This is a genomic window from Flavonifractor porci, from assembly GCF_037572415.1.
Classification (GTDB): Bacteria; Bacillota; Clostridia; order Oscillospirales; family Oscillospiraceae; genus Flavonifractor; species Flavonifractor porci.
This window is the reverse complement of sequence record NZ_JBBHLB010000012.1, coordinates 21,435-34,252: the sequence shown is the minus strand read 5'-3', so window position 1 is coordinate 34,252 and position 12,818 is coordinate 21,435. Positions and strand designations below refer to the sequence as shown.

Sequence of the window (12,818 nt, the reverse complement as noted above, 5' to 3'; positions counted from 1 at the left end):
TGAAGCGGCATTCCATTCTTTTGCCGCTCCAGGACCAGTTTTGGGAATTCATTCAGTTATTGCCCTTCATCAGCAGGTACATGACCGCCTTCTGGGCGTGGAGTCGGTTCTCCGCCTCGTCAAAGATCTCACCGGCGTGAGCCTCAAAGACCTCGGCAGTGATCTCCTCGCCCCGGTGGGCGGGCAGGCAGTGCTGCACCATGCAGCCGGGATTGGCCACCGCCATCAGCTCGTCGTTGATCTGGTAAACACCTTCAAAGACAGCCCGGCGCTTCTGGGCCTCGCTCTCCTGGCCCATGGAGGCCCACACGTCGGTGAACAGGGCGTCAGCGCCGGCAGCCGCCTCCTTGGGGTCACGGCACAGGGTAAACTTGCCGCCGCAGTTCTTGGCGAACTCCAGTACCTGGGGATCGGGATCATAGCCCTCGGGGCAGGCCACGGACACCTCCATGCCCACCTTCAGGCCGCCCACAATGAGGGAATTGGCCATGTTGTTGCCGTCGCCGATGTAGCACAGCTTCAGGCCCTCCAGCCGGGACTTGTGCTCCCGGATGGTCATGAGGTCGGCCAGCACCTGGCAGGGGTGGGCGAAGTCGGTGAGGCCGTTGATCACAGGGATAGAGGAATACTTGGCCAGAGTCTCCACCTCGGCCTGGCCGAAGGTGCGGATCATAATGCCGTCGCAGTAGCGGCTGAGTACCCGGGCGGTATCCTCGATGGGCTCGCCCCGGCCGATCTGGCTCTCCTTGCCGGAGAGGAAGAGGGCGTGGCCGCCCAGCTGGAACATACCGGTCTCAAAGGACACACGGGTACGGGTGGAGTTCTTCTCAAAGATCATGGCCAGGGTCTTGCCCTCCAGATAGTGGTGGGTCAGGCCATGCTTCTGGTTATATTTCATCTGGTCGGCGGTATCCAGAATCTTCACGATGTCGGCCTTGGTCAGGTCCAGCAGCTTGAGCAGGTCTTTTTTCATTGTATTCACCTCATTGTTTCGGTTTCTCTTACAGCAGGGTCTCTTTCAGAATAGCGAGGCCCTTGTCGATCTCCGCCATGGAGATGGTCAGCGGGGGCAGCAGGCGCAGGGCGGAGCCGGCAGTGAGCACCAGCAGACCGTTCCGGATGAGCCGGGCGGCCAGCACCTTGTTGCTCTCCTCCCCCTTCACCTCCACACCGATCATCATGCCCAGGCCACGGGTCTCTCCCAGGCTGGACAGGCCCATATGTTCGATGCGGGTACGGATATAGTGGCCCTTCTCCTTCACCTGAGCCAGAGCATCCTCATCCAGGGTGTCCAGCACCACCCGAGCGGCGGCGGCGCAGATGGGGTTGCCGCCGAAGGTGGATGCGTGAGTGCCCGGGCCCAGCACATCCCGGCAGCGCTCATTGGCCAGGAAGCCGCCCATGGGCAGGCCGCCGGCGATGCCCTTGGCGAAGGACACCGCGTCGGGAATGATGCCGTACTGCTGGAAGGCAAACAGGGTGCCGGTCCGGCCCACGCCGGTCTGTACCTCGTCCACCAGCAGCAGCCAGTCCCGCTCGGCGCACAGCACCGCCAGGTCGTGGACGTACTCCGGGTCCATGGGGAGCACGCCGCCTTCGCCCTGCACCAGCTCCAGCATGACGGCACACACATCGTGGCCCGCCACCTCCTGGAGGGAATCCATGCTGCCCGCCTCGGCATACCGGAAGCCGTCGTTGAAGGGGAAGAAATACTGGTGAAACACATCCTGGCCGGTGGCAGTCAGGGTGGTAATGGTACGGCCGTGGAAGGAGTTCTTCAGGGTGATGATGGTACCCCGTCCTTTGCCATACTTGTCAAAAGAATATTTCCGGGCCAGCTTGATCATGCCCTCGTTGGCCTCGGCGCCCGAGTTGCCGAAGAAGGCGGCCGCCATGCCGGAGCGCTCACACAGCTTCTGGGCCAGCTTGGCGTAGGGCTGGGAGTAAAACAGGTTGGAGATATGGCCCAGCTTCATGGCCTGGTTGGTGATGGCCTCCACCCACTTGGGGTTGGCATAACCAATGGAGTTGACGCCGATACCAGAGGAGAAGTCGATGTACTCCTTCCCCGCCAGGTCATACAGGGTAGCTCCCTGGCCGTGGTCGATATCCACATCGAACCGGCCGTAGGTCTGCATCATATACTGGTGGTCCAGTTCCACCAATTCTTTATGGTCCATCATATCACCTCACATCAGCATGGTGCCGATGCCCTCGTCGGACAGCAGCTCGATCAGAATGGAATGGGGAATGCGGCCATCCAGAATGATGGCGTTCTCCACGCCGGAGCGCACCGCCTCCACACAGCACTCCACCTTGGGGATCATGCCCCCCTTGATGACCCCGTCCTGCACCAGACCGGGCACCTGGGACAGCTTCACCACCGGCAGCAGGGTGTTGTCGTCCTTGGGGTCCATCATCAGGCCCCGCACATCGGTGAGCAGGATCAGCTTCTCCGCCTTCAGGGCGGTGGCCAGCTTGGCGGCGGCGGTGTCGGCGTTGATATTATAGGAATTCTCGCCATCAATGCCCTGGGCCACGGTGGACACCACGGGGATGTAGCCGTCCTTGAGCGCATCCACCACCATCTGGGGCTCCACAGCGGTGATCTTGCCCACCAGACCGTACTTCTCGTCCAGCTTCTTGGCCTGGAACAGCCCTGCGTCCATGCCGCACAGGCCCACAGCCTTGCCGCCCATCCGGTTCAGGGTGGCCACCAGGTTCTTGTTCACTTTGCCGCACAGCACCTGCTGGACCACTTCCATGGTCTCCTCATCGGTGTAGCGCAGGCCGTCCACAAACTTGGACTCTTTGCCGATCTTGTTCAGCATCTCGGTGATCTCCGGTCCGCCGCCGTGGACCACCACCACCCGGATACCCACCAGGTGGAGCAGGATGATGTCGGAGATGACGGCCTGGCGCAGCTCGTCGGAGATCATGGCGTTGCCGCCGTATTTCACCACCACGGTTTTGCCGTAGTATTTTTGAATGTAGGGCAGGGCCTCGGCCAGTACCTTGGCCCGGTCCACCTCGCTGAATGACATGGGAATCGCCTCCATATTGCCTTTGTCAGGTGCGATAGTCGCCGTTGATCTTCACATAGTCGTAGGTCAGATCACAGCCCCAGCAGGTGGCCTCATGCCCGCCTTCGTGGAGGTCCACATGGATGATCACCTCGTCCTGGGACAGGATGCTCTTGGCGGTCTCCTCATCAAAGTTCACCCCGGCGCCCTTTTCACACACCAGGATCTCTCCCACAGTAGAGGAGAAACGTACGTCCACGAACTCAGGACGGAAGGGAGCCTTGGAGTAGCCCATGGCGCACAGCACACGGCCCCAGTTGGCGTCGGAGCCGAACATGGCGGCCTTCACCAGAGAGGAACCCACCACAGCTTTGGCCAGACGCTCGGCGCTCTCCTCGCTGCGGGCGTTGGCTACGGTACAGGTGATCAGCTTGCTGGCGCCCTCGCCGTCGGCAGCGATGGAGCGGGCCAACTGTTCAAACACATAGTAGAGGGTCTTGTAAAAGACAGTGTAGTTGTCGTCCTTCCACTCCACCAGTTCGTTGCCCGCCATACCGTTGGCCAGCACCACGCACATATCGTTGGTGGAGGTGTCCCCGTCCACCGTCACCCGATTGAAGGTGCGGGGAACGATCTCATGGAGTGCGTCGGTGAGCATCTCGTGGGTGATGGAGCAGTCGGTGGTGACGAAGCACAGCATGGTTCCCATGTTGGGGTGGATCATGCCGGAGCCCTTGGCGATAGCGCCGATGGTCACGGTCTTGCCGCCTACAGTGCAGGTAACGGACAGCTCCTTCTTCACGGTATCGGTGGTCATGATGGCGTTGGCTGCGGCGTCGGAGCCGTCCTTGGACAGAGCAGCAGCGGCGGCGGGCAGGCCCTTGGCAATGGCGTCGATGTTCAGCTCCTGGCCGATAACGCCGGTGGAGGCCACCACGAAGTCGGATGCCTTCAGGCCGGTGGCCTTGGCAGCCAGCTGGCACATGGCCTCGGCGTGCTCGTGGCTATTGGGGGCACAGGCATTGGCGTTACCGGAGTTGGCCACGATGGCCTGGGCCTCGCCATTCTCCAGGTGATCCATGGTGACATACAGGGGGGCGGCCTTCACCCGGTTCATGGTGTACACGGCAGCCGCCACACAGGGCTGCTCAGACACGATGAGGGCCAGGTCCTTCTTGCCCTCCAGCACCTCGGGCATCTTGCTCATGGGAGGCTGATTGCCGTCCCCCTTGCCCTTCTTCACGCCGCAGTGGACACCGGACGCGGTAAAACCCTTGGGGGCGGTCACGCCGCCGGGGATCTGTTTCATATCGTTCACTCCTCTTTCCTTACAGCGCCAGGCCGCAGGTCATATCAAAGCCCAGCATCAGATTCATGTTCTGCACCGCCGCGCCCGAAGCGCCCTTGCCCAGGTTGTCAAACCGGGCGGTAACGATGGACTGGCCCTCATGGCCGCTGACGGTGAGCTCCAGCTTGTCGGTGCCCGCCAGAGCGTTGGCCGCCAGATAGGCGGGCTCCTCGGAATAGGAGGCCACCGTCACCAGAGGCTGGCCGGCATAGTAGGCCATCAGGATCAGACTCAGTTCCTTGGCGGTGGGCTGGCCCACCAGGTAGCGGTTGTGGAGGAAGACGGTAGTGGCCATGCCCTTGTAGTAGTCGTCCACCACCGGGGTGAACACCGGCGGGGTACCCAGCCCGGAGATCTTCTGCATTTCGGGCAGATGCTTGTGCCGAAGGGTGGTTCCGTACACTCTCGGACTGTAAAGTTCCTCCCCTTTCGTGCCATCCTCATACTGAGCAATCATCTTCTTGCCGCCGCCAGAGTAGCCGGTGAGGGAGACGCAGGTCATGGGGTAATCGCGGGGCAAAATGCGCATGGAAACCAGCGGGGCCGCCGAGGCCAGGAAGCCGGTTGCATGGCATCCTGGATTAGCCACAAATCGGGCATTTCCAATGATTTCCCGGGGGTTTTTGTACAATTCCGGGAAACCATACACCCAGCCGGGGGCGGTGCGGTGGGCGGTAGATGCGTCGATGACCCGGGTGCGGGAGTTCTCGATGAGGCTTACCGCCTCCGCCGCCGCCGCGTCGGGCAGGCAGAGGAAGACCAGGTCTGCCTCATTGATGAGGCGCTTTCTCTCTGTCAAGTCTTTTCGCTTGTCAGGATCAATCAGCAGCAATTCAATATCGTCCCGGTTAGAGAGCCGCTGATGGATCTGGAGACCGGTGGTACCCTCCTGGCCGTCGATGAATACCTTGGGCTTACTCATGGGTTCTCTCCTCCACAAAGGCCTTGATATTGGCGATCTGGGCCTTGACACTCTCCGCCGCCGGGCCGCCATAGACCTTACGTCCGTTCACGCAGGTCTTGAGTTCCAGCGCCTGATACACGTCGGCGTCAAACAGGTTGGAGATGGAGCGGAAGTCCTTCAGAGGCAGGGTGTCCAACGTCTCACCCGCCTTGATGCACAGGTTGACCAGCCGGCCCACGATCATATAGGCCTCCCGGAAGGGCATTCCCTTCTTGGTCAGGTAGTCGGCGCAGTCGGTGGCGTTGATAAAGCCGCCGGAAGCCGCGTTTCTCATGTTCTTGGGCAGGACGGTGAGGGTGTCCAGCATGGCGGTAAAGACAGGCAGACACATCTCCACGGTATCGATGGCATCGAACACCGGCTCCTTGTCCTCCTGCATATCCTTATTGTAAGCCAGGGGCAGGCCCTTCATGACGGTGAGCAGGGTGATGAGGGAGCCGTACACCCGGCCGGTCTTGCCCCGGACCAGCTCGGCCACGTCGGGGTTCTTCTTCTGGGGCATGATGGAGGAGCCGGTGGAGTAGGCGTCGTCCAGCTCCACATACTTGAACTCCCAGGAGCACCACAGGATGATCTCCTCGGAGAACCGGGACAGGTGCATCATCAGAATGGAGCAGGCGGACAGGAACTCAATGGCAAAGTCCCGGTCGGACACGGAATCCATGGAGTTGTCGGTGGGTTTTTTAAAGCCCAGAGCGGCGGCGGTCTGGAACCGGTCCACCGGATAAGTAGAGGTAGCCAGAGCGCCGGCGCCCAGAGGGCACTCGTCCATCCGCGACCAGCAATCCTCCAGCCGGGTCACGTCCCGGCGGAGCATATTGGCATAAGCCATCATGTAGTGGGCAAAGGTGGTGGGCTGGGCCCGCTGCAGGTGGGTATAGCCCGGCATGACGGTCTCCAGATTGGCCTCCGCTTTTTTGATCAGTACCTTCTCCAGGTCCAGCACCATGTCGATGATCTTGGGGATCTCCTGCTTGACGTACAGCCGGAAATCCACCGCCACCTGGTCGTTACGGGACCGGCCGGTGTGGAGCCGCTTGCCGGTATCCCCGATGCGCTGGGTGAGCATGGTCTCAATATTCATGTGGATGTCCTCGTTCTCCAGCGAGAACTCCACCTGCCCGGCGTCGATGTCCGCCAGGATGACCTTCAGACCCTCGATGATCTTTCCCGCCTCATGCTCCTCAATGATGCCCTGCTTGCCCAGCATGGTGGCATGGGCAATGGAGCCGGCGATATCCTCTTTGTACATCCGGGCGTCAAAGGTGATGGAAGAGTTAAAGTCGTTGACCAGTGTATCGGTCTCTTTCTGGAACCGTCCGGCCCATAATTTCATAATTGATCGCTCCCTATCTGGATTGCGGGCGACCACAGGCCGCCCCTACGGTAATGGTAGGAACGGCCTGCGGCCGCCCGCAGAAAATGTCGAATTACTTATTCAGCTTACCCTGGTCGCGGAGGGCGAGAACGGTGTCAGGCAGGCCCCACAGGTTGATGAAGCCGGTGGCGTCGTTCTGGTTGTAGTCGCTCTCCTGGAAGGTAACGATGTCCTCAGAGTAGAGGGTCTCGGGAGAGGTGACGCCGGAGGTGATGATGTTGCCCTTGTACAGCTTCAGCTTCACCTGGCCGGTAACGTGCTTCTGAGTCTCGGTGGCAAAGGCGGACAGGGCCTCCCGCAGGGGGGTGAACCACTTGCCGTTGTACACCAGGTCGGCGAAGTCCACCGCCAGCTTGCTCTTCATGTGGGCGGTATCCTTGTCGATGGTGATCATCTCCAGCACCTCGTGGGCCCGGTACAGGATGGCGCCGCCGGGAGTCTCATACACGCCCCGGTCCTTCATGCCGGTCATCCGGTTCTCCACGATGTCCAGCAGGCCGATGCCGTTGTCGCCGCCCAGCTTGTTCAGCTTGCGGATGATATCGGAGGACTTCATCTTCTCGCCGTCCACAGCCACGGGCCAGCCCTTCTCAAAGGCGATGGTCACATAGGTGGGGGCGTCGGGGGCCATGACGGGAGACACGCCCATCTCCAGGAAGCCGGGCTTGTCGTACTGAGGCTCGCTGGCGGGGTCCTCCAGGTCCAGGCCCTCATGGGACAGGTGCCACAGGTTCTTGTCCTTGGAGTAGCTGGTCTCGCGGTTGATCTTCAGAGGCACGTTATGAGCCTCGGCGTAGTCGATCTCCTCGTTCCGGCTCTTGATGTCCCACTCACGCCAGGGGGCGATGATCTTCATCTCGGGAGCAAAGCGCTTGATGGCCAGCTCGAAGCGGATCTGGTCGTTGCCCTTGCCGGTGCAGCCGTGGGCAATGGCGTCGGCCCCTTCCTTCTTGGCGATGTCCACCAGGCCCTTGGCGATGACAGGCCGGGCAAAGGCGGTGCCCAGCAGATAGTCCTCATACTTGGCGCCCATCTGCATGGAGGGGATGATGACGTCGTCCACCATCTCGTCCACCAGATCCATGACGTACAGCTTGGAGGCGCCGGTCTTGATGGCCTTCTCCTCCAGGCCCTCCAACTCGTCGTTCTGGCCCACGTCGCCGGCCACCGCGATGATCTCAGGGTTGCCGTAGTTTTCCTTCAGCCAGGGGATAATGATGGATGTATCCAGACCGCCGGAATAGGCGAGTACCACTTTTTTAATGTCAGCCATGGTAAAAACCTCCGTTTGTTTTTGTTGGACACAGTGTACCATAGCCTGGATGAAATTGCAAGTATCAATCCGCATAAATATGCGTATTTTTTCCTCTGTACTTGGGGATTGTTTTGGGTATTGTGTATAATATTCAGTAAATTATGAATATTTGTATGATTCCATGCAGTACAACTGCCCAGAATACGGCGGCAGGCATACCGTCAGCACACCACCGGTGGGTCTGTGCTGCTCTTCCTCCGGCGTGGAGCCGGCGAAGCGCTGCCAGTCGGTATGGAGAAGCAGTCTCACCCCTGCCGTGGCGGGCAGTTGGTACTGCCGGGCCTGGTCGCTGAAGTTAAAGAGAGCGGCCAACCGCTCCCCACCTCCCTGACGCTGGATGGCATAGACGCAGGATGCCTCCCAGCCGCAGTCCAGCCATGCGAAGCCCTCAGGCCGATAGTCCCACCTGGAGAGAGCGGGATGGTCCAAATAGATGTGGTTCAGTGCCGCCATGTAGTGGTAGAAGGCATCGTGAATGGGGAAGTCCCGCAGCAGCCAGTCCTGCTCCCGTTTCTCGTCCCACTCCCGGAAATGGCCGATCTCGTTGCCCATGAAGTTGAGCTTCTTTCCCGGATGGACCATCATATAGAGGTACAGTGCCCTGGCCTGGGGAAACTTGCCGTCATAGTCACCATACATCTTCTGCAAAATGGTGGCCTTGCCGTGGACCACCTCATCATGAGACAGGGGCAGCAGATAGCGCGCCTGGGAAAAATAGTGCATGGAAAAGGTAAGCTGGTGGCGCCGGGCAGGCCGCTGATCCGGCGGCGTCTGGAAATAGGACAAGGTATCGTGCATCCACCCCATGTCCCACTTGTAGTCAAAGCCCAGTCCCCCCTGCTCCACCGGAGCGGTGACCTTGGGGAAGTTGGTGGAGTCCTCCGCCGCCAGAATACAGCCGGGATATAGTTCCTTCAGGCCCCGGTTCATGGTACGCAGGAAGGCCACGCCGTCCCCGTTCACTCCACGGGCCTCATCCCCCTGCCAGTACAGGATGCGACTGATGGCGTCCATCCGCAGGCCGTCAAAGTGGAACACCTCCAACCAGTACCGGGCACAGGACTGGAGGAAGGAACGCACCTCCCCCCGGGAGTGCATGAAATTATGGCTCCCCCACTCGCTGACCTTTACATCCTGATGGGGATATTCGTAGAGCGCATCGCCGTCATATCTGGCCAGGCCGTAGTCGTCCACTGCGAAATGCGCGGGCACAAAGTCTAAAATGACCCCGATCCCGGCCTGGTGGAGCCGGTCAACCAGTATCATCAGCTCCCTGGCGGTGCCGTACCGGCTGGTGGGGGCGTAAAAGCCGGTGATCTGGTAACCCCAGCTCTCGTCGCAGGGATGCTCACTGAGAGGAAGCAACTCCACATAGTTGTAGCCGCACTCCTTCACATAGTCGATGAGGGGCTGGGCAAGCTCATCGTAACGGTACCAGCCGCCGTCCGGTTTCCGCCGCCAGGAGCCCAGGTGAAGCTCGTAGATGTTCAGCGGTTCCTCCCTCCGGTCGCTCCGCTGCGCCATCCACGCCTTATCCTCAAAAGTATACGCTCCCAGATCCCGCACCACCGAGCATTGGCCTGGCCGCAGCTCCATGCCGTAGCCGTAGGGGTCGCAGTGATCGGTATAACCTCCGTCCCGGCGGTAGATGCGGTACTGATAGCAGTCCCCTGGCTTTACATGATCCGCCCACACCTCATAAAAATTGCCGTCATGGACCCGCACCATGGGCAGTTCCCGTCCGCCGTGGAGCAGCACCACCCCCGCCGCTGAGGGCGCAAAGGTGCGGAACATCCAGCGCTCTCCCTCCCGATGGGCCCCCAGATAGCGGTATGCGTCAAAGCACTGTCCAGTATAAAATGCGTAGTAATCCATAGCTTGGCTCCCTTTCTCTCCGATGCTTCGGCGGCTATTACATAACACCGTAATTCTATCATTGTTTGATTCCTTTATCCAGTGTGTCGGTGAAAGATTTTATTTTACACCAGACGAAAAAAGCGATATAATAAGGTGTTATGATAAAACAACTCAACTGTAAGGGGAACCACATGAAAAAACTGCTTGCGCCCCTGTGCGCTCTTGGCCTGCTGCTCTCCGCCTGCGGACAGCCCGCCGCCTCCCAGGACGAAGATACCCTCCACATCGTAGCCACCACCTACCCGGTCTACCTCTTCACCACCGCGGTGACCGAGGGCGCGGAGGGTGTGGAGGTGAGCCTGCTGGTAAATCAGCAGACCTCCTGTCTCCACGACTACACCCTCACCGTGGCCGACATGAAGGCCATCGAGGGGGCCGACATCATCGTCATGAACGGCGCCGGATTGGAGGACTTTATGGACGACGCCCTTTCCACCTCCTCGGCTCAGATCATCGACTGTTCCGAAGGGACGGATCTGCTCCCCGCCCAGGGTCATGAAGGCCACGACCATGACACAGAATATGACCCCCATATCTGGATGGATGCCACCTACGCCAGTCTTATGCTCAGCCAGATCTCCCAGTCTCTGAGTGAACTGGACAGCGCCAATGGCGACCTTTACACCCAGAACGAGAGCGCCGCCCAGACCGCGCTGACGGAGGCGGATCTCAGCTGGCGGGAGGCGCTGGAGCCCTATAAGGGACGCTCCATTGTCACCTTCCACGATGGATTCCAATACTTTGCCAATGCGATGGGCCTAACCATCTTTAAGGCCATTGAAGAGGAGGAGGGTTCCACCGCCTCCGCTCAGGAGCTGACTGAGATCGCGGATGCCATCAAGCTGACCCAGAAATATGACCTGGGGACCATGCCCATCTTTACCGAGGTCAATGGGTCTACCGCCTCCGCCGACACCATCGCCCGGGAGGTGGGCTGTCAGGTCTATCAGCTGGATATGATTATGAGCGGCAACGGTACCGGCATACAGCCCTATCTGGATGCCATGCAGCAAAATGTAGACACATTGGTGGAGGCGTTGGCATGAGCGTACACAAACACGGTGATTCCGGCCCCGGCTGCGCCGGCTCCTGCTGCCTCAAGGTAGCCGACCTGGGAGTCAATTTCGGCACTGAAGAGGTCCTCCACGACGTATCCTTCCACCTCCACTGCGGGGAGATCGTGGCCCTCATCGGCCCCAACGGAGCGGGTAAGAGTTCCCTCTTCCGCACCATCCTGGGCCAGGTCCCCCACACCGGAGTCATTGAGTTTCAGCGGGCGGGGGGCGACAAGACCCGGCCCCTCATCGGCTATGTGCCCCAGTCCCCCAGCTTCGACCGTGGGGACCCGGTGAGCGTGTTTGATTTCTTCTCCGCCGCCATCTCCAAATGGCCTGTATTCCTGCCCTCCCCCAAAAAGCTGCGGGAGCGGGTATCCCAATGCCTGGCCCGGGTCCACGGGGATTCTCTCATCGATAAACGGATGGGCGCCCTGTCCGGCGGCGAGCTCCAGCGGGTGCTGCTGGCTCTGGCGCTGGAACCCTTGCCCCATATCCTGATCCTGGACGAGCCTCTTTCCGGTGTGGACGTGGACGGCGAGAAGCAGCTGCTGGATATGCTGGACGAGATCCGTACCCGGTTTGACCTGTCCATTCTGCTGTCCACCCACGACTTTGCCACCCTGGACCAGTACGCCGACAAGGTGATCCTGCTGAAAAGCCAGGTGCTTAAGGTGGGACCACCGGACGAGGTCCTGTCCTCTCCCGAATTTCAGGAGGTCTTTCATCTGGCCCTCAGGAAAGGGGGACGCAGCTGATGGAACTGTGGTATTCCCTGGTGGAGCTGCTCCCCTTCGAGTGGGCGGCCCCCGGCACCATGTACTTTATGAAAAACGCCCTGCTGGCGGTACTGGTCATCTCCCCCCTGTTCGGCCTGCTGTCCACCATGGTGGTCACCAACCGGATGAGCTTCTTCTCCGACGCCCTGGGCCACTCCGCCTTTACCGGCATCGCCATCGGCACTCTGTGCGGTATGGCCGACCCCATGTGGGCCGCCATTCTGCTGGCCGCAGCCTTTGCCCTGCTCTTTACCTACGTTCAGCGCAAGTCCAACATGGCCAGTGATACGGTGATTGGTGTGTTCTCCTCCACCGCCGTGGCTTTGGGTATCTTTATCGCCACCTTTGACAGCGGCAGCTTTACCAAGTTCAACAGCCTGCTCATCGGTGATATCCTCAGCGTGGAGCCGGGAAAGATCGCCCTGCTGGCGGTCATCCTGCTGGTCGTGGTGGTACTTTGGCTGTGCTCCTTCAACGGACTGATGCTCTCTTCCATCCACCCCACCCTGGCTGACAGCCGGGGCGTCAAGGTGTTCTGGCAGAAGGCTATCTTCTCCATGGCCATTGCCGTGGTGGTCACCGTGTCCATGACCTGGGTGGGCCTGCTGGTCATCAACTCCCTGCTGGTCCTGCCCGCCGCCGCCGCCCGGAACCTGGCCCGCAATATGCGCCAGTTCCATCTGATCTCCATTCTGGCCGCGGTGGTGGCCGGGATCGCCGGACTCATGACCTCCTATGAGCTGAGCTCCTCCGCAGGCGCCTCCATTACCCTGTACCTGGCCCTGTGGTTTGCCATCACCTTCCTGCTGCGGAAAAAGCGGATGTAACGGTTTTGGGCTCCGGAGAGGTCCCCCTCTCCGGAGCTTTTGACCAAATCCACACCCAAACTTGATCAAAGCTTTACCTCCCTCCTCTTGTTCTTTACCAGACTTACGCGTATACTGAGTACAGATCAAACAACAGGCAGGGAGGTGAAGCAATCCTATGTACAACGATGTAGATGAACTGATTTTCGGCGGCAATGAGCAGGTCGTTTCCA

At 60.1% G+C, this 12,818-nt stretch carries 11 protein-coding genes; 3 read left to right on the top strand and 8 right to left on the bottom strand.

Annotated elements, in window-relative coordinates; translation table 11 throughout:
• Positions 1-52 precede the first annotated feature (52 nt).
• The 8 genes from argF to glgB all read right to left on the bottom strand — a co-directional run bounded on the left by argF (position 53) and on the right by glgB (position 9,903).
• Entirely contained in the window at positions 53-973 is a 921-nt protein-coding gene (gene argF, locus WHJ28_RS11245) for an ornithine carbamoyltransferase (protein ID WP_340042211.1), read from the bottom strand.
• A 28-nt stretch (positions 974-1,001) separates the two neighbouring features.
• Complete coding sequence (locus tag WHJ28_RS11240) at positions 1,002-2,180, bottom strand: aspartate aminotransferase family protein (RefSeq protein ID WP_340042269.1); 1,179 nt, start codon at positions 2,178-2,180, stop codon at positions 1,002-1,004.
• Positions 2,181-2,189: 9 nt separating this feature from the next.
• Entirely contained in the window at positions 2,190-3,044 is an 855-nt protein-coding gene (gene argB, locus WHJ28_RS11235) for an acetylglutamate kinase (RefSeq protein ID WP_340042210.1), read from the bottom strand.
• Positions 3,045-3,069: 25 nt separating this feature from the next.
• Positions 3,070-4,332, bottom strand: a complete 1,263-nt coding sequence (gene argJ / locus WHJ28_RS11230; protein ID WP_340042209.1) for a bifunctional glutamate N-acetyltransferase/amino-acid acetyltransferase ArgJ — start codon at positions 4,330-4,332, stop codon at positions 3,070-3,072.
• A 19-nt stretch (positions 4,333-4,351) separates the two neighbouring features.
• On the bottom strand, positions 4,352-5,293 hold the full coding sequence (gene argC, locus WHJ28_RS11225) for an N-acetyl-gamma-glutamyl-phosphate reductase (RefSeq protein WP_340042208.1): 942 nt from the start codon (positions 5,291-5,293) through the stop codon (positions 4,352-4,354).
• Complete coding sequence (argH, locus tag WHJ28_RS11220; protein WP_340042207.1) at positions 5,286-6,671, bottom strand: argininosuccinate lyase; 1,386 nt, start codon at positions 6,669-6,671, stop codon at positions 5,286-5,288. The genes argC and argH overlap by 8 nt, the downstream gene beginning before the upstream one ends.
• 94 nt (positions 6,672-6,765) lie before the next feature.
• A complete protein-coding gene (locus tag WHJ28_RS11215) occupies positions 6,766-7,986 on the bottom strand; it encodes an argininosuccinate synthase (protein ID WP_340042206.1) in 1,221 nt (406 codons plus the stop codon).
• 141 nt (positions 7,987-8,127) lie between these two features.
• Positions 8,128-9,903, bottom strand: coding sequence for a 1,4-alpha-glucan branching protein GlgB (gene glgB, locus WHJ28_RS11210; protein ID WP_340042205.1), 1,776 nt, complete (start codon positions 9,901-9,903; stop codon positions 8,128-8,130).
• A gap of 173 nt (positions 9,904-10,076) precedes the next feature.
• Here glgB and WHJ28_RS11205 point away from each other — a divergent pair, with 173 nt between their 5' ends.
• The 3 genes from WHJ28_RS11205 to WHJ28_RS11195 are packed head-to-tail and all read left to right on the top strand — an operon-like array spanning position 10,077 to position 12,606.
• Positions 10,077-10,991, top strand: coding sequence for a metal ABC transporter substrate-binding protein (locus WHJ28_RS11205; protein ID WP_340042204.1), 915 nt, complete (start codon positions 10,077-10,079; stop codon positions 10,989-10,991).
• A complete protein-coding gene (locus WHJ28_RS11200; protein WP_340042203.1) occupies positions 10,988-11,758 on the top strand; it encodes a metal ABC transporter ATP-binding protein in 771 nt (256 codons plus the stop codon). Before WHJ28_RS11205 ends, WHJ28_RS11200 begins: the two co-directional genes overlap by 4 nt.
• The gene (locus WHJ28_RS11195; RefSeq protein ID WP_340042202.1) at positions 11,758-12,606 is read left to right on the top strand and encodes a metal ABC transporter permease; all 849 of its coding nucleotides are present in this window, start codon (positions 11,758-11,760) and stop codon (positions 12,604-12,606) included. Before WHJ28_RS11200 ends, WHJ28_RS11195 begins: the two co-directional genes overlap by 1 nt.
• The last annotated feature ends 212 nt before the right edge of the window (positions 12,607-12,818 follow it).